Consider the following 20,552-nt stretch of genomic DNA (forward strand, 5'->3'; position numbering starts at 1 on the left):
TTTAAAGAAGATAATTAGTTTATGTCGATGAAGGATAAAGAAACAATGAGCGAGCAAGTCGAGAAAATTGTTGTAGGTAAGTTTGGTGCTTCTTACGGCATTCGTGGCTGGCTTAAGGTTTTCTCCTACACAGACAATGCTGAGAGTATTTTTGACTTTAGCCCTTGGTTTATTAAACAAAAGGGTGATTGGGTGGAATGCAAAGTTGAAAGTTGGAAGCGCCATAACAAAGGGATGGTGTGTAAATTAGAAGGTCTAGAGATCCGCGAGGAAGCTCACCTACTAACCAATTTTGAAATTGCAATAAACCCCGCTTCTCTACCTGAATTGTCAGAAGATGAGTTCTACTGGCGTGAATTGTTCGGTATGCAAGTTATTACCACTAAAGGGTATAACCTTGGTGAGGTCGTTGACCTATTAGAAACTGGCTCGAACGATGTTTTGGTTGTAAAAGCGAATCTAAAAGATGCTTTTGGCCAAAAGGAACGATTAATTCCGTTCCTTGAAGAGCAAGTGATCATTCAAGTTGATCGCGAAGCTCAACGGATCGAAGTTGACTGGGATCCTGGATTCTAGCTTCAGAATTTAGAGCGAGAGAACACATGTGGGTTGGCGTAATTAGCCTTTTTCCTGAAATGTTCCGTTCTATTACGGATTTTGGAGTAACAGGTCAAGCGGTTAAAAAAGGTCTCTTGTCGGTAGAGACATGGAATCCTAGAGATTTCACTCACGACAAACATCGCACTGTTGATGATAGACCTTACGGTGGTGGTCCTGGTATGTTGATGATGGTTCAGCCTTTGCGCGATGCCATTCAAACAGCCAAACAAGCCTCACCGGGAAAGGCGAAAGTCATTTACCTTTCTCCCCAAGGTCGAAAACTCGACCAAAAAGGAGTAGAAGAATTGGCAACGAATGAGAATTTACTTCTTATTTGTGGTCGTTACGAAGGGGTAGATGAGCGCATCATACAATCTGAGATTGATGAAGAATGGTCAATCGGGGATTTTGTGATGACGGGTGGTGAAATACCAGCCATGACGCTAATTGATTCCGTCTCTAGGTTTGTACCTGGGGTATTGGGAGATTTTGCATCGGCAGAGGAAGATTCTTTTGCTAATGGCTTGTTAGATTGCCCGCACTATACGCGCCCTGAAGTGTTGGACGGTATTGAAGTGCCAAGTGTACTCAAGTCTGGAAATCACAAGGACATTCGTCGCTGGCGGTTAAAGCAATCGCTAGGTCGCACCTGGATTAGAAGACCAGAGCTTCTGGAAAACCTAGCTCTGACTGACGAACAGGAATTATTACTTGCCGAGTTCATTAGAGAACATCGAAGCAAGTAACCTATTGAATTTAGTATCAGTTTATTCTAGGAATTTACAAAATGAGCAACATCATCAAAGCTCTTGAGCAAGAGCAAATGAAATCAGATCTACCTAAGTTTGCACCAGGTGACACTGTTGTAATTCAGGTTAAAGTAAAAGAAGGTGACCGTGAGCGTCTACAGGCATTCGAAGGCGTTGTAATCGCTATTCGTAACCGTGGTCTACACTCTGCATTCACAGTTCGTAAGATCTCGAACGGTGAAGGTGTTGAGCGTACGTTCCAAACTCACTCTCCAATTGTTGACAGCATTGAAGTTAAGCGCCGTGGTGCAGTACGTCGTGCCAAACTGTACTACCTACGTGAGCGTTCTGGTAAGTCAGCTCGTATTAAAGAGAAACTTGCTAAGAAGTAATGCTGATTGCATTCTCATAGTAAAAACGGGTTCCCAATTTGGGAGCCCGTTTTTTTTGAGGTGGAGAATAGTGTTAGGGTGTCAATTGGGTATACACTCTCAGTCATCTTTTAGAGCTTTGTTGAGCTCTTTGTCTTGTCATAAAAAAGGAAACTAAATGAAACGTCTTCATATTGCCGCGGCTGTCATATTGAATCCGGGTAAAGACCAAGTCTTCATCACTAAGAGGGCTGACAAAGCCCACAAAGGTGGTTTATGGGAGTTTCCTGGCGGCAAGGTAGAAGAAGGTGAAACGGCTCAGGATGCAACCATTAGAGAGCTTTTTGAAGAGATTGGGATAAAGGTGACCACGTTGAGTCATTTGGAGTCACTGAAACACGATTACCCAGATAAGTCTTTAGAGTTTGATTTCTTCGTGGTGACGGATTTTGAAGAAGAGCCTTACGGTAAAGAGGGGCAACAAGGAGGCTGGGTGAATATAGTCGACCTTCAAGAGTATGATTTCCCTGAAGCCAACGTCCCCATCTTGGAAAAGGTTATGAATATTTACGGCGCGGTAACCTCGAAATAACTGACCAGTAATAGATGAGATTAGGGGCGTTAAAAGACCCTGTTGAATTGCTCAAAGAGACGTATTTGGCGTCTCTTTGTATTTACTGAAATCTAGTGAGTTTCTTCTGACCAGCCATCAGAGTCAGACATGTCCGGAGCACCTGCAATCGACTTTTCTTCCTCTGCCCATTCACCAAAATCAATAAGTTGACATTTCTTGCTACAAAAAGGGCGAAAAGTGCTTTTTTCTACCCATTGAACATCAGCTTGGCAAGTTGGACATTTTACGATAGTAACGTTATTCATAGTGTGCTTTTGATTAAGTTCCGATGAGCGTTGATTCTAGCATGTTTTCCAAGATAAGAAGTACAGAGTCTAGCTACAAATAGCTAAGTCAAATTCGACATCGTGTGGGTAGGCTTGCCCTGATTCAAAGCTCATAAATTTTATCGCAAAGCGATTCTTGTGACCTGAAATCATCGGGTAAACACCGTATTCCAACGGGATATTTAAGCGTAGAATGTTGGCTTCTTCTGCATCACTTTGGAAAAATCCTGCACGAGCAATGATTGGCTTTTCATGCCCTGTTTCTCGTGTCAGTTGCAACCAAAGGTGCAATGCGGAAGTCAAAGGTTGTAGCGTTCCAAGCCAGCCTTCAATGTCTCTCTTTCTATTTTCATCAGGCTGATGTAGCCAAAAGTGCAGAGAAGGTAAATCAAAACAACAAGAACCGCCTGGCAGATTGAATCGTTGACGAATGGTACTTAAGAAGCGATCTTCTTTCAAAGATTGACCAAAACGTTCCGCTGCCATCAGATCTCTATGAACATCATCGATGTTGGAGAGAACGGCTTGCAGCATATCTTGATTAACGCCATCCACATTGAGCCAAGATTTATAGGACAAACGTTGCTTTTCTAGATCTTTGGCAAGCTCAGATTTCATTTGAATTTGCTCAAATATTTCAAGCAAATCAAAGATAGGGCGAAAGAACAGCGGGTATTGAACGGTGTCCACTTTTGCTGCCGCGTGACTCATTTGTCGCAACAGCGACTCCACTCTAAGGTAAATTCGAGTTTTTTCATTTAATGGATGTTCAAATTTATGAGTGGTCATGAAAAACGCCTTTGTGCTCCTTTCGCAGTGTTGTGGGCTAGTGGCTCATTGATAAAAATTTTTGATGTAGCGCTGTAACTTGCGACAATAGGTCACTCTTTGGTGAATCATTGTCTATTACATCATTTGCATGGCTCAAGCGCTCTTCACGAGTTGCTTGTGCATTTAAAATAGACTCGACTTGCACTTGTGGGACATTATCCCTATTCATGGTGCGCTGAATTTGTGTATCTCGTGACACATCGACAACCAGCACGGTATCTGCCATCGATTGTAACTGGTTTTCCACAAGCAGAGGCACAACCAATAGACCATAAGGTGATTGTATCTGCATTAAGCTTTGTTTCATTTTCTGGCGAATCATGGGATGAAGCAAGTTATTAAGCCAAAGTTTTTCATTTTCGTTCTCAAAAACTCTTGCTCTAAGTTCTACACGATTCAATGAACCATCTGAATTTAATATATCAGCGCCAAAATACTCTGCAATTTTACCTAAACCTTCCGAGTGAGGTTCCACGACTTGCCTAGCGATAACATCGGCGTCGACAATATCGATATTGAAGTGTTTCTGAAAAAGATTCGCTACGGTTGTTTTCCCGCTAGCAATCCCTCCAGTTAAACCAACAACAAATGCCATTCTTTGCCTTTTAAGTCTGCAGTGGTGAAACAGTCTATCTTTGATTCACAACTAAATGCCAAGGAAATGTGAAAAATACCAAGTTGTGATGTCTTTTCCAAACAATAAGGTAACCCAACCTGCGATGGCAAGGTAAGGACCAAAAGGGAAGGCTTGTTCGATGCCTTTTTTCTGCAATCTTAGCTGAATCACGCCAAACACAACACCCACTAGTGATGACATCAGGATAATGATGGGTAAACTTTGCCAACCCAGCCAAGCCCCGAGTGCTGCAAGTAATTTGAAATCGCCAAATCCCATACCTTCTTTGCCAGTAAGCAGCTTAAACAGGTAATAAACACTCCATAAACACAAGTAACCCGCCATTGCACCGATCACGGCATCAGTGAGTGATACAGGGCTGATTTCAAAGAGTGAAAGCGCTATCCCTGCCCACATAAGCGGTAGTGTGAGTTGGTCGGGGAGAAGTAAAGTGTCGAAATCAATGAAAGTGGCAGCGATTAGTACAAAAGTAAAAAATAGCAGGGCAATAGAGAAATAACTGAACCCGAAATGGTTTGCAACAGCAAAACTGAGACCAGCTGTAAGCAGTTCAATAAGGGGATAACGTGCAGAGATCGAAGTGCCGCAAGCGTGGCATTTTCCGCGTAGAAGTAACCAGCTGATCACAGGGACATTATCCCGAATTCTGATTTGTGTGCTGCACTTCTGACAAGTAGAACGTGGGACGCTTAAGGTAAGCTTCTCTGTTGGAGGCTCAATGTTGTACTCAGGAAAAGAGTCAGCACACTCTTGTCGCCATTCGTTTTCCATCATTCTTGGAAGGCGGTAAATCACGACATTCAAAAAACTACCAATGACCAACCCAAATACAGCAGCCATCAACGGAAACAGCCAAGGGTAGTAGTGAAAAGCGTCCATATATGATCTCTAAGGTGAAGTGTGCATAGCGAAGGGGAATATTAGCCCAATACACTCATTAAGTTAAACACTGGTAAGTACATAGAGACGACTAACCCCCCAATGACGACACCAAGAAAGATGATAATGAGCGGTTCGAGTAATTTTCCGAGGTTATCAACGGTGTTATCGACTTCAAACTCATAGACGTTTGCGACTTTATTCAGCATATCGTCGAGTGAACCTGTTTCTTCTCCAATCATGACCATTTGCAATACCATTTCCGGAAAAGCTTCCGTGTTTCTCATGGCGATATAAATAGGCATACCTGCTGCCGTATCTTTATAAACTTGTTCGATAGCGACTTGGTAATGCAAATTACTGGTGGTCTTAGAGCTGGTTTTGAGCCCGTTAAGGATAGGGATGCCCGCATTAAAGCTGGTGGCCAGTGTTCGGCTGAACTTGGCAATGGCTGCTTTACTAAAAACGCCACCAATGATAGGGAATTTAAGCCCCCACCTTGAACTTCTTAAGCGAAATTTAAATGAACGCTTGCGTATAAATTTAAAAGCGACAGACAGCGTAGCGATTGCTAACATCATTTTCCACAAGTCGTTTTGCACTATGTGCGAGAGTTTGAGTACTTGTTGAGTAAACCATGGTAATTCAGCACCAAACCCCGAAAACATTGTTTCAAACTCGGGTATGACGAACTTGAGCATCAGAACAGACACTCCAATCGCAGTCAAAAGAACCATGACAGGGTAGATCATCGCTTTAATGACTTTAGAACGGAGCTGCTCGCTTTTTTCTTGATAGGTGGCGATACGCTCAAAAACATCAGATAAATTACCAGTCTGCTCACCAGTTTCAATCAAGTCGGTGTAAAAGCTGTCAAATAGGCTGTTGGATGTGCTAAGTGCTTTGGAGATTGGTGTACCAGCCTCAACAGCTTTACTCACCTGAGATAGGATGGATTTCATCTCTGCTTTGTTATGGTTATCCGACACCATTTTTAAGGATTGCACAATGGGAACGCCGGTTCCTAGCATGGTTGCCATTTGGCGAGTGAACACCATGATGTCTTTCTTTTTAACTTTGTGACTCAGTTTATCGAGCAACGAAATACCCGATTTCCTGACTTTTTTAATTTGAACTTGTTGGCTTCGAAGCTTATCGCGTACTTCAACTTCGGTGTAGGCCAGAAATTGCCCTGAGGCTTTTTTCCCAGAGCTGTTAATGCCTTTCCAACGAAAGTTGTAAAGTTTGAGGCGAGGGGTAACTGAACGATCCAAAATGTCTCCTTACAAATACAAAACGCGTTGAAGCTCTTGGTAGCTCGTGATGCCTTGTTTCAATATCTCAATACCCGATTGACTGAGTGTTTTCATGCCGTTTTTTACCGCCAGCATTTCAATTTCAGCAATACTGGCTTTATGAGAAACAGCTTGCTGCAGCTCAGTGTCAAAAGGCATGACTTCATAAATACCAATTCGGCCGCTGTACCCAGCGTTGCAATCAGCGCAGCCTTCACTTGACGCTTGAAAAAGGGATGTGTCAGATTCAATTCGGTACTTGTCTAACAGTGCAGGGGATAGTTGGTGCGGTACTTTGCAGTGTGGGCATAAACGCCTTGCTAAACGTTGAGCGATGATCAAACTCAGTGAGGACGAGAGGTTATAGGGTTCAACCCCCATATTACCTAGCCGAATAACCGTTTCTGCCGCGGAGTTGGTATGTAAGGTCGATAGAACCAAGTGCCCCGTTTGAGCTGCCTTGATGGCGATTTCAGCTGTTTCAAAATCTCGTATCTCACCTAGCATCACGATGTCAGGATCTTGGCGTAAAAAAGACTTGAGCGCGGCTGCAAAAGTGAAACCGATTTTAGGGCGAATTTGGACTTGGTTGATGCCCGCTAGGTTGATTTCGACCGGATCTTCAGCGGTTGAAATATTGCGTTCAACCGTATTGAGAATGCTAAGCCCTGTGTACAGTGAAACGGTTTTACCGCTCCCTGTTGGCCCTGTCATCAGGATCATACCCTGAGGGCGACGTAGGGCTTCAACATATAAGGCTTTTTGTTCTTCACTGTAGCCGAGCATATCGATGTTCAAATTCGCACTGCTGCTGTCCAGTAAACGCAGAACAATTTTCTCTCCCCAAAGTGTGGGCAGAGTGGATACCCGAAGATCAATCGCAGTTGTGTCGCTGAGTTTTAGCTTAATGCGCCCATCTTGAGGTAAACGACGTTCGGCAATATCCAGTTTTGAGAGTATTTTTAATCGTGCGGCTAACCTTCGCCCTAACTGTGGAGCTGGGCTATTGGCTTGAATAAGAATACCATCGCATCGCATTCGAATACGGTACGTCTCTTCATAGGGCTCAAAATGAATGTCTGAAGCACCTTTACGTACTGCATCGAACAAGACTTGATGAATAAAGCGACTAACAGGAGCGTCGTCTAAGCTGAGGTCTTCTGCTGATTCAAATTCATCGTCACCCACTTGAACCAAATCTGCGAGTTCTTCTTGCGTGATTTCTTTCGCGCCAGTGCTGCTATCGACCTTATTTTTGCCGTACATTCTACGAATGCAGCTGGTTAATTCTCTTTCATCACAAAGCAAGATTTCGACTTGTTGATTGGTGGCAAAGCGAAATTCCTCTTCTGCTTCGACGATCGTTGGGTCGGATAGCGCAATAAAAAGGGTATTGTTGGTGGATTCAACGGGCAGCGCGTTGTAGCGAGTAATCAGATCTCGTAGACCAAGTTGCTCACATAACGGAAGGTAGTCGTATTGATTGGTTTCTATAACCGACAAACCAAAAATCTCAGCAATATGCTGAGTCAGTTCAAAAGCAGGAATAATACCAAGCGTAGCGATAGCACTGGGGACGGTGCCCCCAGTGCTACCTATGCGCTCAATAATAGCCAGTTCATGTTCTTCACTAATGATATCGGCCTGGCGAAGAATACTAGCTAAATTGGTGTGCATTGGCTACGGCTTACAGCTTTTTGGAATCTCTGTGTTATCAATTTTACCAGAATCGGTGAAAACACAAGCCCATCCAGTCGTGGACTTACCCAGTTCAACATATGCTGTATCAATAGATGAGTTGGACCCAAACAAAAATTTTATAGTGCCTCCAGCTCCGCTAGCTGCGAGAGAAAGAGTTCCTAATTTGTTCATTCCTGAAGTTGCTCCAACTTTAGCAAGATCGGAAGGAAAAGCGCCTATCTCTTGTATATACATATCAACATTGGTTACTAAAGCTCGTGCAGTAGCTAAACCTGTTGCCGCTTCTGATTTTTTAACATGGTTTTTATAGGCTGGAATAGCTACAGCAGATAACACACCAATAATTGCTACCACAATCATCAGCTCTATCAGCGTAAAGCCCTGTTGTTTCTTATTTTTCATAAATAACTCCGTTTATAAGGTCGTATAAAAACAGAGCGAGGATAGGAGCGTGCCAAGAGTAAAGAAACTGTAAATAAAAGATTGCTGGAGGAGGATTCTAGAATTTTCACCTTTGTTTCAGTAGGTTACTGGCTGAGTGCGAGTGAGTTCAAATGGGGTGGGTGATGTCAGTCGCAACCTTATGATAAGGCTAAAAAAAGGAAGCAGTGCTCCCTTTTCAATCTTAAGTTTATATTTATAAATTATTGCAGATTTGTGACAATGCTCAAATCTGGTTTTTATTTCGAACTTGCGTTACTTAAAGCGCATGGAAAGATCCATTGCTTTCAAATGCTTAGTCAGTGCACCAACCGAAATATAGTCGACGCCAGTGTCTGCGTATTCGCGAATCGTCTCTAGAGTAACGTTTCCAGAGTTTTCCAGCGCCGCTTTGCCTGAGTTAATTTTGACGGCTTCTCGCATCATGTCAGTGGAGAAGTTATCGAGCATGATAATGTCAGCACCTGCTTCTATCGCTTCTTTTAGCTCGTCTAGGTTTTCAGTTTCAACTTCAACGGGCTTCCCTGGGTTTAGGGTTTTCGCTGTTTCAATGGCTTTACGGATGCCACCACAAGCAACAATATGATTCTCTTTTATTAAGTAAGCATCAAAGACGCCAATACGATGATTGAATCCGCCGCCACAAGCGACCGCATACTTTAGCGCACTTCGTAAACCAGGGATGGTTTTGCGTGTATCGAGCAGGCGGCAATCTGTGCCTTGTAGCTTTTCAGCGTATTCTGCAACCAACGTAGCGCAGCCTGAAAGCGTTTGAATAAAGTTCATGGCATTGCGTTCACCCGTTAAAAGAGCACGAGCGGGACCTGAAAGTGTGCATAGGGTTTGATTTGGCTCTACTTTATCGCCATCTTGAACATGCCACTCTATCTTTACTTCGCCACCAAGTTGCTTGAACACTTCGTCTGCCCATGCTTGACCGCAAAAGATCCCATGCTCTCGCGTAATAATCGTTGCGGTATTGGTGGCATCCTCTGGGATTAACGCTGCGGTTATGTCTGCCGCGGGATCAAGAGTGCCCCCTAAATCTTCTTTTAAGGTGTCTTCGACCGCGCGTGTAATTTCCAATGGAAGTTGCTGTTTTAGGTAGTCAAGACGTTCTTGGCTGTTGTGTGTGTTTTTCATCGCAATTCAGTAAATACCAGAGGTTGAAATTGTCTGCATCATACTCTGGCTTGGAGGATAATTCAGCTATTTATCGGTATCTAACTTAGTTACGTCTATTATTAACCAAAATTCGTTCCCCCTTTTCTAGCGTGAACTATGCCTGCATATTGAGGTTACTTGGGTATATACTCTGTCCACTAAACGGTTTTGTAAGAATCAGACAACATGAAAATCGATGAATCTCATTGGCTTACTGATATAAATAAAGTGGCGTCCCCTTATTACGATGAGCGACCCGAAGGTGAGGATATCTCTTTATTGGTTGTACATCATATTAGCTTGCCTCCTCGTCAGTATGGTGGCACATTTGTTGATGATTTTTTTGCAGGAAATCTGGACCCTACCCTTCACCCGTTTTTTGAAGTCATTAAAAACCTTAAAGTGTCCGCTCACTGTTTGATTCGGCGAACTGGTGAAATCGTGCAATTTGTTCCGTTTGATAAGCGAGCGTGGCATGCTGGTGTGTCCAGTTTTGCGGGTCGCAAACGCTGCAATGATTATTCTATTGGCATCGAATTGGAAGGGTGTGAGTTCGACAGCTATACGCTTGAGCAATATGGTTCATTGGTAGAGTTAACGAAATTGCTACAATCTCAATACCCAAAGATGAGTGATCACCGAATTACTGGGCATCAATACATCGCGCCTCTGCGCAAATCTGATCCCGGTCTCACATTTGATTGGCGATATTTTCGCAAACTTCTCAAAACTGGATCGAACTAGCACATTTTCAGCGTGTTAGCTGGATAGTCATGTTGTTTAACGTGTCAAACATCAAGATGTGACTAAGCTCTATACCCAAGTAACCTCAAGATGCTTGGTTCAGCGAGAATTAACTGGCTTTCAGACAAGGCACTGATATGAAGATCTAGTCATTCTAAATCAAGAATCAGTAACGCAGTGTGAAAGCCAGTTAAACTCGCCCTTGGGAGCCCATATTCTGTCCCATTTCGTCGTCAAAGAACTTGGAAAGGACTCGTCATTCCACTGCGTTCTTCTCCTTGAACTGGAACAGACTATGAGGCTCTGAATCCTGCACCTTGAGGTTACTTGGGTATATCTACTGCCACAAACAATTTTTCATAACTTTAATTTATGTCACACAGAATGACATATTAATTGGTAAGACCAATTTTATTGCCGTTTTAATACACTCTTGTTACGTCTGGGTTAATTTGTTCTTCGTTCAATGATGTGCGTCAAGTTTTATCTGGACAGAAACGTTTTAATTATGTTATTTTTTCGCCCAATTTGAAATTGGTATTACCAATTGACTGCAAGAGTAGAAGAACAATAAATATGGCTTATCAAAGGATTCGTCAGCCGAAACTCTCTGATGTTATTGAGCAGGAGTTGGAGCGGTTGATACTGGAAGGAACACTCTCACCGGGGGAACAATTACCACCGGAACGAGAGCTAGCGAAGCAGTTTGATGTTTCGCGTCCTTCGGTCCGAGAAGCGATTCAGAGGCTGGAAGCAAAGCGATTGTTAACCCGACGCCAAGGCGGTGGGACATTCGTTAGTGAATCCCTATGGAAGAGCTTTTCCGATCCTTTGTTGAACTTATTGTCGACCCATTCCGAAACCCAGCTAGATTTGCTGGAAGCGCGACACGCGATGGAAGGGTTATCTGCTTACTTTGCTGCATTGCGCGGTACCGATGAAGACTTTGAGCGAATTCAACGCTGCTTAGAGCAAATTCGCGAAGCTCAAGACAAAAAAGACGTAGAAGTAGAAGCTTCAGCGGTTATGGCATTTCTTATTGCCTTAACGGAAGCGGCACATAATGTGGTGTTACTGCATATCGTGCGTAGCTTGTCGCCTTTGCTTGAGCAAAATGTCTTACAAAATTTAAAGCTATTGCATCGCCGCGAAGAAGTGGTGGATAGAGTCAGTAAACATCGAGCTAACATTGTGGATGCGATTGTTTCTGGTCAGCCTGAACAGGCGCGTGAAATGTCTCACTCACATTTAGCTTATATCGAAGAAACATTGCTGGATTTAACTCGTGAAGAGTCAAGAAGAGAACGCTCTTTGCGTAGAATTCAGCGAGGTAACGAGTCGTAATCACGGCTTGTCACAAGTTTAAAGTAGATCCAACCAACAGAAGGATAGATCGCCATGTCTGATACGAAGCATGACGTAGACGCACTTGAAACTCAAGAATGGCTTCAGGCACTTGAGTCAGTCGTTCGTGAAGAAGGTGTAGAACGTGCACAATTCTTGTTAGAGCAAGTTCTAGATAAAGCACGCCTTGATGGTGTTGATATGCCAACAGGCATCACAACTAACTACATCAACACGATTCCAGCCGATCAAGAACCAGCTTACCCTGGTGACACAACGTTAGAGCGCCGTATTCGTGCCATTATTCGTTGGAACTCGGTAATGATCGTATTACGTGCTTCTAAGAAAGACCTAGACCTAGGTGGTCACATGGCTTCTTACCAGTCAGCGGCGGCATTCTACGAAGTATGTTTCAACCACTTCTTCCGTGCTCCTAATGAGACGGACGGTGGCGATTTGGTTTACTACCAAGGTCATATCTCTCCAGGTATCTACTCTCGCGCATTTGTTGAAGGTCGTCTAACTGAAGATCAGCTAGATAACTTCCGCCAAGAAGTAGACGGCAAAGGTATTCCATCATACCCGCACCCTAAACTTATGCCTGAGTTCTGGCAGTTCCCAACGGTATCTATGGGCTTAGGTCCAATCTCAGCAATCTATCAAGCGCGCTTCCTTAAGTACCTTGATGGTCGTGGCTTGAAAGATACTTCTGCTCAACGTGTATACGCTTTCCTTGGCGACGGTGAGATGGATGAGCCAGAATCACGTGGTTCTCTATCGTTTGCAGCACGTGAGAAGCTAGACAACCTATGCTTCCTAATCAACTGTAACCTTCAGCGCCTAGATGGTCCTGTAATGGGTAACGGTAGCATCATCCAAGAGCTAGAAGGTCTATTCAAGGGCGCTGGCTGGAACGTTGTTAAAGTTATCTGGGGTAGCAACTGGGATGCTCTACTTGCTAAAGATACGACAGGTAAACTACTGCAGCTTATGAATGAGACTGTAGATGGTGACTACCAAACATTTAAGTCGAAAGATGGCGCGTACGTACGCGAGCACTTCTTCGGCAAATACCCAGAAACAGCAGCACTTGTTGCAGATATGACCGATGACGAAATCTTCGCTCTTAAGCGTGGTGGTCATGAGTCATCTAAGCTTTACGCAGCATACAAGAATGCAGCAGAAACTAGCGGTCGTCCAACGGTTATCCTAGCTAAGACTGTAAAAGGTTACGGCATGGGTGAAGCGGCTGAAGGTAAAAACATCGCACACCAAGTTAAGAAAATGGATATGACTCACGTACTTCATTTACGTGATCGTCTAGGTCTTCAAGACATCCTAACTGATGACGCAGTGAAAGAACTTCCGTACCTGAAGCTTGAAGAAGGTTCAGCTGAGTACGAATACCTTCACGCACGTCGTAAAGATCTAAAAGGTTACACGCCACAGCGTCTACCTAACTTCACTCAAGAGCTAAAGGTTCCTGAGCTAGAAGAATTTGCTCCATTATTGAGCGAGCAAAAGCGTGAAATCTCAACAACGATGGCTTACGTTCGTACGCTAAATATTCTTCTTAAGAATAAAGGCATCGGCAAAAACGTTGTACCTATTATTTGTGATGAAGCTCGTACGTTTGGTATGGAAGGTCTATTCCGCCAAATCGGTATCTACAACCCACACGGTCAAGAATACACGCCTGAAGATAAAGGTATTGTTTCTTACTACAAAGAAGCAACTTCTGGTCAGGTTCTGCAGGAAGGTATCAACGAGCTAGGTTCAATGGCATCTTGGGTTGCGGCTGCAACGTCATACAGCACCAACGACCTACCAATGATTCCATTCTACATCTACTACTCTATGTTCGGTTTCCAACGTGTTGGTGACATGGCGTGGATGGCAGGTGACCAACAAGCGCGTGGCTTCCTACTGGGTGCAACGGCTGGTCGTACAACATTGAATGGCGAAGGTCTACAGCACGAAGATGGTCATTCTCACGTATTGGCGAACACCATCCCTAACTGTATTTCTTACGACCCAACGTTTGCTTATGAAGTTGCTGTAATCATGCAAGACGGTATCCGTCGCATGTACGGGACTGATCAAGAAAACGTGTTCTACTACCTAACCGTAATGAACGAAAACTACGCAATGCCAGCAATGCCTGAAGGCGCTGAAGAAGGCATTCGTAAGGGTATCTACAAGCTTGAATCTTACGCGGGTGATAAGTCTAAAGTTCAACTATTGAGCTCTGGCACAATCATGAACGAAGTTCGTAAAGCGGCGACTATCCTAAGTGAAGAGTACGGTGTGGCTTCAGATGTGTTCTCTGTAACCTCTTTCAACGAACTAACTCGTGACGGTCAGAATGCAGAGCGTTACAACATGCTTCACCCTGAAGCAGAAGCGAAAGTTCCATACATCACAACAGTACTTGGTGATGAGCCAACTATTGCAGCGACGGATTACATGAAGAACTACTCTGAGCAAGTTCGAGCGTTCATTCCAGCTGAATCTTTCAAGGTTCTTGGTACTGACGGCTTCGGTCGCTCAGACAGCCGTGAAAACCTACGTCGTCACTTCGAAGTGAACGCAGGTTACGTAGTAGTTGCGGCATTAACTGAACTAGCGAAGCGCGGTGATGTTGAGAAATCAGTGGTCGTTGAAGCAATTAAAAAATTCGACATCGATACTGAAAAAACCAACCCGCTATACGCATAAGACAACGCTTAATTTAGAAGGTAGATAAGCAATGGCAATCGAAATTAATGTACCTGACATTGGTGCAGATGAGGTTGAAGTTACTGAGATTCTTGTAAGCGTTGGCGACAAGGTCGAAGAAGAACAATCCCTTATTACTGTAGAAGGCGACAAAGCCTCTATGGAAGTTCCTGCATCTCAAGCGGGTGTAGTGAAAGAGATAAAAGTTACTGAAGGTGATTCAGTCACCACAGGTACTTTGATCATGATCTTTGAAGCAGAAGGTGCGGCTGAAGCTGCGCCTGCAGCAGAAGCGGCTCCTGTCGCTGAAGCAGCGCCGGCAGCACCTGTTGCGTCTGCAGAGAAAGAAATTAATGTTCCAGATATCGGTGGCGACGAAGTTGAAGTTACTGAAATTATGGTTGCAGTTGGCGATGCAGTAGAAGAAGAGCAATCTCTTATCACTGTTGAAGGCGACAAAGCGTCAATGGAAGTTCCTGCACCGTTCGCTGGTACAGTAAAAGAGATCAAGATTAATGCTGGCGACAAAGTGTCGACTGGCTCTCTAATCATGACGTTTGTTGTAGAATGCGCTGCGCCAGCACCTTCAGCAGCTCCAGCTCAAGCAGCTGCACCTACGGCGGCACCAGCAAAAACGGAAGCACCAAAAGCAGCTCCAGCTGCATCTACGGGTGATTTCCAAGAGAACAACGAGTACGCTCACGCTTCTCCAGTTGTTCGTCGTCTTGCTCGTGAGTTTGGCGTAAATCTATCTAAGGTTAAAGGTTCTGGCCGTAAGAGCCGCATCTTGAAAGAAGATGTTCAGTCTTACGTTAAAGATGCCCTTAAGCGTCTAGAGTCTGGCTCTGCTGCTTCAGGCAGTGGCGATGGTTCTGCGTTAGGTCTGCTTCCTTGGCCAAAAGTTGATTTCAGCAAGTTTGGTGAAACTGAAGTTCAGAAACTTTCTAAGATTAAGAAGATTTCTGGTGCAAACCTACACCGTAACTGGGTGATGATCCCTCACGTTACACAGTGGGACAACGCAGACATCACTGAGCTAGAAGCATTCCGTAAAGAGCAGAATGCAATCGAAGCTAAGAAAGATTCAGGCATGAAGATCACGCCACTTGTGTTCATCATGAAAGCAGTTGCGAAAGCGCTAGAAGCGTTCCCTGCATTCAACTCTTCTCTTTCTGAAGATGGTGAAAGCATCATTCTTAAGAAATACGTGAACGTCGGTATCGCGGTTGATACGCCAAATGGCCTAGTTGTTCCTGTATTCAAAGATGTGAACAAGAAAGGCATTTACGAGCTATCAGAAGAGCTAATGGCTGTGTCTAAGAAAGCACGTGCAGGCAAACTGACGGCTGGTGATATGCAAGGCGGATGTTTCACAATTTCTAGCCTAGGCGGTATCGGCGGAACAGCGTTTACTCCTATCGTAAATGCGCCAGAAGTTGGAATCCTAGGTGTATCCAAGTCTGAAATGAAGCCGGTATGGAATGGTAAAGATTTCACACCTCGCCTACAGCTGCCACTATCTCTTTCATACGACCACCGTGTGATTGATGGTGCAGAAGGTGCGCGCTTCATCACTTACTTGAATGGTTGTCTGAGCGATATCCGTCGCTTGGTGCTATAAGTCAAGATACGTAAAATCAGGGCGGCTATAAGCCGCCCTTAAATTACAAGCTAACGGTTTGATTTAACCTTGTTGATAACAAGAGAATCTCAATCGAACTGTTGTCTGGCTCACAGGCTAAATGGATTTACTTTTCACACCTTTAACAACTCTGTAAACTGTTTCGGTCTGAAAATAAAACGTTCTAAAAAAGAATTCATTGAACACCCACTCAGCCTGTTAGGGATAATGACTACAAGAGGTCAAAATGAGCAAAGAAATTAAAGCCCAAGTTGTTGTACTTGGTTCTGGTCCTGCTGGTTATTCTGCTGCGTTCCGTTGTGCGGATCTAGGTCTAGAAACGGTACTTATCGAGCGTTACACCACCCTAGGTGGAGTGTGTCTAAACGTGGGTTGTATCCCATCTAAAGCACTGCTACACGTATCTAAAGTGATCGAAGAAGCGAAAGCAATGGCTGATCACGGTGTGGTATTTGGTGAGCCGCAAACGGACATCAACAAAATCCGAATCTGGAAAGAAAAAGTGGTTAACCAACTGACGGGCGGTCTTGGCGGTATGGCTAAGATGCGTAACGTAACAGTGGTTAACGGTTACGGTAAGTTCACTGGCCCTAATTCTATTCTTGTAGAAGGTGAAGGCGAAGCAACAACTGTTAACTTCGACAACGCTATCATTGCGGCAGGTTCTCGCCCAATTAAACTTCCGTTTATCCCGCATGAAGACCCACGTATTTGGGATTCTACTGATGCACTAGAGCTTAAAGAAGTTCCGGGCAAACTGCTTATTATGGGCGGTGGTATCATCGGTCTTGAAATGGGTACGGTTTACCAGTCTCTAGGTTCTCAGGTTGACGTTGTTGAGATGTTTGACCAAGTGATTCCTGCAGCTGATAAAGACATCGTTAAGGTTTACACCAAGCGAGTTAAAGACAAGTTCAACTTGATGCTAGAAACCAAAGTGACGGCTGTTGAAGCCAAAGAAGATGGTATCTACGTTTCAATGGAAGGCAAAAAAGCACCAGCAGAAGCTGAGCGCTACGATGCTGTTCTTGTTGCTATTGGTCGTGTACCAAACGGTCTTCTAATCGATGGTGAAAAAGCCGGTATCGAGATTGATGAGCGTGGTTTTATCAATGTTGATAAGCAAATGCGTACTAACATTCCTCATATCTTTGCGATTGGTGATGTTGTCGGTCAGCCAATGCTGGCACACAAAGGTGTGCATGAAGGTCATGTTGCAGCAGAAGTGATTTCTGGTAAGAAACACTACTTCGATCCTAAAGTTATTCCTTCAATTGCTTACACTGAGCCAGAAGTGGCGTGGGTTGGTAAGACAGAGAAAGAAGCAAAAGCTGAAGGTATCAACTACGAAACAGCGACTTTCCCATGGGCTGCGTCTGGACGTGCAATCGCGTCTGACTGTGCTGATGGTATGACTAAGCTTATTTTCGATAAAGAAACACACCGCGTAATCGGTGGCGCTATCGTAGGTACTAACGGTGGTGAGCTACTAGGTGAAATTGGTTTGGCTATCGAGATGGGCTGTGATGCAGAAGACATCGCTCTAACCATCCACGCTCACCCGACTCTACACGAATCTGTAGGTTTGGCTGCTGAAGTGTTTGAAGGTTCTATCACTGACCTTCCAAACAAGAAAGCCGTGAAGAAGAAAAAGTAATTTTTCTAAAAGCTGAATGATAAAAACCGCTGCCAGTCAGCGGTTTTTTTGTTTCTGGTTCTCGTGGCGTTTTCGAGTAAACAACGGACCAAAACAAAAAACGGAGGGGAAAATCCCTCCGCTTATCTATTTTACCGTTTTACAAAAGCGCGTTTTAATCTTGCTTGTAAATGCAAAGCATACCCAGGAAGCTAGCTACAAGCCCTTCTAAGTACTCTGAATCTGGGTTGCGGTTAGCTTGAACATAAAGAGAGTAGCAAATGCCGTGTAATAGCTTGGCTAAGTCTTCTGCTTTGTGCTCGTCGCATACTTCGCCACGTTGCATTGCTGTCAGGAACATGTCTTCAACACGCTTCTGAGATTCTTCGTTACTGGATAGGAACAAAGGCCATACTTCTTCACGAGTAGATGTGCTCCACTCGAACCAAACTTTCATCCAGTGCGTGCCATCGAGGGCAAATTTGATGATGTTCTTGGTTAGGCTCGTTAAGTTTTCTTCGGCAGTTGCTTCCGGAAGAATGCTTTCATTGATGAACAGAGCGTATTGTTTTTCAACCTGGCTCAGTACTTCATCAACCAAATCTTCGCGGGTCTGGAAGTAGTTGAAAACAGTTGCAACTGATACCTGAGCGATCTCAGCAATATCAGCGTGACCACCGCGACCGATACCGCGTTTTGCGAATACTTCTATCGCAATATCATGCAGTTGTTCTTTACGTTTTTGTGGAGATAGCCTTGTTCTTGGACGTTTTTTTACAGTATCCATAATTGATTTTCCTTGCCAACATATGAAGTTTAATGATTATTTTATAATTAGATTTGCCATATGAGTGTAATGGTGCATATAAAAGTGTCAATCAAGAAATGTTAAAAAGTACTCAATTTCATGACCAAGTTAAAAATTTACCCTGAGTCGTTTGCAGTGGTAAAATGTGTTATTGGGTGCACATTAACGAAAATTCAAATTATTGATAATGTGACTTTACCTGCAAAATCAGCCACTAACTAATTGAGAGCAGTATGAAACATACAGTTGAAGTAATGATTTCTGAGCAAGATGTTCAGGATCGAGTTATCGAATTGGGTCAAAAAATCACCGAGCGCTACCAAGATTCAGACAAAGAGTTGGTGTTGGTGGGACTGCTTCGTGGTTCATTTGTTTTTATGGCTGATCTGACGCGAGTCATTGGTAAGAATCATACTGTCGATTTCATGACCGCGTCTAGCTATGGCAATGCGATGGAAAGCTCACGCGATGTGCGTATTTTGAAAGATCTGGATGATGACATCAAAAACAAAGACGTTTTGTTGGTGGAAGACATCATCGATACGGGCAACACGTTGAGTAAAGTATGCGAAATTTTAGAAATTCGCGAGCCTGCTTCTATCGAGATTTGTACTCTTTTAGACAAACCTTCTCGTCGAGAAATTGCAGTCGATGCAAAATTCATTGGTTTTGAAATTCCCGATGAGTTTGTTGTTGGTGTCGGTATCGATTACGCTCAAAAATACCGTAATTTACCTTACATTGGGAAAGTGGTTCCTCAAGAGTAAACACTCGACCTGTATGTAAGCGAGCAGAAAAACGCCACTATTGCGATAGTGGCGTTTGTGTAATGACGTTTGTGTTTGGGTCTTTTGGTTTTACAGTTCTTGAATAAAGCGCAATCGCCGCTTGTCTAACTCTTCACGTATTTCTTTTCCCTGAAATCCATCCTGAATAACCTTTTGTACATCCGCTTGCAAAGCAGCCTGATAAGATTGGTTGAAGAGTTCCGATTGAGGGTAGGGGTTGTCTTCTAAACCCAGCCGCCCGCGATGATCTGCTTCACAGCAGATTAAGAGTTGAGCCAAGCGTTCAGGTTTACGCCACACATCCAATTTATTCAGTATTTTAAGTTTTGTTTTTGCTCTGAGTTCTTCAGCTCGGTGCACATTTGTGTGATGTTCGCATACGACCAAGGCAGTTTCTCTGAACTCGTTTGGAATTTTAACGCGCTCACATAATTTTTTTATGATATTAAGCCCTGTTTGGCAGTGCATTTTGTGGCTCGGCCATTCTTCTTTCGGTGTAACACCCTTCCCTAAGTCGTGAACTTGTGCCGCAAATCTTATGACGAGGTCTTGGCTCAAATCAGCGGCTTGCCTTGCAACCATTAACGTATGAATACCAGTATCGATTTCTGGGTGCCACTGCTCCGGTTGTGGGACACCAAATAAAGCGTCCAATTCTGGGAGGACGACTTCCAGAGCGCCACATTGTCTGAGTACCTCTAGAAATACGTCAGGTCTGTCTGTATTGAGAGATTTATGCCATTCCTGCCAAACCCGTTCAGGCGTCAAGTGTTCAAGCTCGCCGGATTGCGCTATCTTGGACATCAATTTCAGGGTTTCATCTGCGACAGTAAAACCTAATGAAGCCAACTTGGCTGCGAACCGGGCCACGCGAAGAACGCGAAGAGGGTCTTCGACAAATGCATCAGAAACGTGGCGCAAGATTTTGTTATTGAGGTCATGTTGCCCACCGTAAGGATCGACAATACGTCCATCCTTGTGTTGAGCCATGGCGTTGATGGTTAAGTCTCTTCGAAGGAGGTCGTCCTCAATGGTCACGTCAGGTGCAAAGTGACATTCAAAACCAGTGTAACCATGCCCTGACTTTCGCTCCGTACGCGCTAATGCATATTCCTCATGACTTTCTGGATGTAAGAATACAGGAAAGTCTTTGCCGACGGCTTGGTACCTATTGGCGAGCATTTTTTCTGGTGAGCTACCCACTACAACCCAATCCTTGTCGTGTACCGGAATACCCAGTAATTGGTCTCGCACAGCGCCACCGACTAAATATACGTCCAAGTTTGACCTCCTAATTATGCCTC

20 protein-coding genes are annotated in these 20,552 nt (G+C 44.0%); 10 read left to right on the plus strand and 10 right to left on the minus strand.

Annotated features, from left to right (window positions below; all coding sequences use genetic code 11):
• Nucleotides 1-21: 21 nt before the first annotated feature.
• From rimM to mutT, 4 genes are all read left to right on the plus strand, one after another.
• Complete coding sequence (rimM, locus tag Q8W40_RS16440; RefSeq protein WP_305398751.1) at nt 22-576, plus strand: ribosome maturation factor RimM; 555 nt, start codon at nt 22-24, stop codon at nt 574-576.
• Nucleotides 577-602: 26 nt separating this feature from the next.
• Nucleotides 603-1,346, plus strand: coding sequence for a tRNA (guanosine(37)-N1)-methyltransferase TrmD (gene trmD / locus Q8W40_RS16445; RefSeq protein WP_305398752.1), 744 nt, complete (start codon nt 603-605; stop codon nt 1,344-1,346).
• Nucleotides 1,347-1,387: 41 nt separating this feature from the next.
• Nucleotides 1,388-1,741 carry a 50S ribosomal protein L19 gene (gene rplS, locus Q8W40_RS16450; RefSeq protein WP_101112478.1) on the plus strand — a complete coding sequence of 118 codons (354 nt, stop codon included), beginning with the start codon at nt 1,388-1,390 and terminating at the stop codon, nt 1,739-1,741.
• A gap of 157 nt (nt 1,742-1,898) precedes the next feature.
• Complete coding sequence (gene mutT, locus Q8W40_RS16455) at nt 1,899-2,312, plus strand: 8-oxo-dGTP diphosphatase MutT (RefSeq protein WP_305398754.1); 414 nt, start codon at nt 1,899-1,901, stop codon at nt 2,310-2,312.
• 92 nt (nt 2,313-2,404) lie between these two features.
• Here the strand turns inward: mutT and yacG are convergent, their stop codons facing one another.
• The 8 genes from yacG to nadC all read right to left on the minus strand — a co-directional run bounded on the left by yacG (nt 2,405) and on the right by nadC (nt 9,547).
• Entirely contained in the window at nt 2,405-2,599 is a 195-nt protein-coding gene (gene yacG, locus Q8W40_RS16460; protein ID WP_305398756.1) for a DNA gyrase inhibitor YacG, read from the minus strand.
• A 69-nt stretch (nt 2,600-2,668) separates the two neighbouring features.
• Nucleotides 2,669-3,409, minus strand: coding sequence for a cell division protein ZapD (zapD, locus tag Q8W40_RS16465; RefSeq protein ID WP_305398758.1), 741 nt, complete (start codon nt 3,407-3,409; stop codon nt 2,669-2,671).
• A gap of 37 nt (nt 3,410-3,446) precedes the next feature.
• Nucleotides 3,447-4,046, minus strand: a complete 600-nt coding sequence (gene coaE, locus Q8W40_RS16470; protein WP_305398760.1) for a dephospho-CoA kinase — start codon at nt 4,044-4,046, stop codon at nt 3,447-3,449.
• A gap of 51 nt (nt 4,047-4,097) precedes the next feature.
• Entirely contained in the window at nt 4,098-4,967 is an 870-nt protein-coding gene (locus Q8W40_RS16475; RefSeq protein ID WP_305398762.1) for a prepilin peptidase, read from the minus strand.
• A 41-nt stretch (nt 4,968-5,008) separates the two neighbouring features.
• On the minus strand, nt 5,009-6,241 hold the full coding sequence (locus Q8W40_RS16480; protein ID WP_305398763.1) for a type II secretion system F family protein: 1,233 nt from the start codon (nt 6,239-6,241) through the stop codon (nt 5,009-5,011).
• 9 nt (nt 6,242-6,250) lie between these two features.
• Complete coding sequence (gene pilB / locus Q8W40_RS16485; RefSeq protein WP_305398764.1) at nt 6,251-7,939, minus strand: type IV-A pilus assembly ATPase PilB; 1,689 nt, start codon at nt 7,937-7,939, stop codon at nt 6,251-6,253.
• Nucleotides 7,940-7,942: 3 nt separating this feature from the next.
• Entirely contained in the window at nt 7,943-8,365 is a 423-nt protein-coding gene (locus Q8W40_RS16490) for a pilin (protein ID WP_305398765.1), read from the minus strand.
• A 294-nt stretch (nt 8,366-8,659) separates the two neighbouring features.
• Nucleotides 8,660-9,547 (minus strand): carboxylating nicotinate-nucleotide diphosphorylase, encoded by an 888-nt coding sequence (gene nadC / locus Q8W40_RS16495; RefSeq protein ID WP_305398766.1) that lies wholly within the window; start codon nt 9,545-9,547, stop codon nt 8,660-8,662.
• A gap of 207 nt (nt 9,548-9,754) precedes the next feature.
• On the opposite strand from nadC, the gene ampD reads away from it, so the two are divergent.
• The 5 genes from ampD (at nt 9,755) to lpdA (ending at nt 17,673) form a co-directional block, all read left to right on the plus strand.
• The gene (gene ampD / locus Q8W40_RS16500; RefSeq protein WP_305398767.1) at nt 9,755-10,312 is read left to right on the plus strand and encodes a 1,6-anhydro-N-acetylmuramyl-L-alanine amidase AmpD; all 558 of its coding nucleotides are present in this window, start codon (nt 9,755-9,757) and stop codon (nt 10,310-10,312) included.
• Nucleotides 10,313-10,888: 576 nt separating this feature from the next.
• On the plus strand, nt 10,889-11,656 hold the full coding sequence (gene pdhR / locus Q8W40_RS16505; protein WP_101112467.1) for a pyruvate dehydrogenase complex transcriptional repressor PdhR: 768 nt from the start codon (nt 10,889-10,891) through the stop codon (nt 11,654-11,656).
• A gap of 54 nt (nt 11,657-11,710) precedes the next feature.
• A complete protein-coding gene (gene aceE / locus Q8W40_RS16510) occupies nt 11,711-14,374 on the plus strand; it encodes a pyruvate dehydrogenase (acetyl-transferring), homodimeric type (RefSeq protein WP_305398769.1) in 2,664 nt (887 codons plus the stop codon).
• A gap of 31 nt (nt 14,375-14,405) precedes the next feature.
• Complete coding sequence (gene aceF / locus Q8W40_RS16515; protein WP_305398771.1) at nt 14,406-15,995, plus strand: pyruvate dehydrogenase complex dihydrolipoyllysine-residue acetyltransferase; 1,590 nt, start codon at nt 14,406-14,408, stop codon at nt 15,993-15,995.
• A 247-nt stretch (nt 15,996-16,242) separates the two neighbouring features.
• Nucleotides 16,243-17,673: a dihydrolipoyl dehydrogenase gene (gene lpdA / locus Q8W40_RS16520; RefSeq protein WP_101112464.1), complete on the plus strand. Its 1,431-nt coding sequence runs from the start codon at nt 16,243-16,245 to the stop codon at nt 17,671-17,673.
• Nucleotides 17,674-17,827: 154 nt separating this feature from the next.
• On the opposite strand, the gene Q8W40_RS16525 is transcribed toward lpdA, so the two are convergent.
• Entirely contained in the window at nt 17,828-18,439 is a 612-nt protein-coding gene (locus tag Q8W40_RS16525; RefSeq protein WP_305398773.1) for a TetR/AcrR family transcriptional regulator, read from the minus strand.
• A 254-nt stretch (nt 18,440-18,693) separates the two neighbouring features.
• Between Q8W40_RS16525 and hpt the strand changes: the two genes are divergently transcribed.
• A complete protein-coding gene (hpt, locus tag Q8W40_RS16530; protein WP_305398775.1) occupies nt 18,694-19,227 on the plus strand; it encodes a hypoxanthine phosphoribosyltransferase in 534 nt (177 codons plus the stop codon).
• A gap of 90 nt (nt 19,228-19,317) precedes the next feature.
• Here the strand turns inward: hpt and Q8W40_RS16535 are convergent, their stop codons facing one another.
• Entirely contained in the window at nt 19,318-20,529 is a 1,212-nt protein-coding gene (locus Q8W40_RS16535) for a multifunctional CCA addition/repair protein (protein ID WP_305398777.1), read from the minus strand.
• Nucleotides 20,530-20,552 lie beyond the last annotated feature (23 nt).

The organism is Vibrio penaeicida (assembly GCF_030689305.1).
In the GTDB taxonomy this organism is placed as follows: Bacteria; Pseudomonadota; Gammaproteobacteria; order Enterobacterales; family Vibrionaceae; genus Vibrio; species Vibrio penaeicida_B.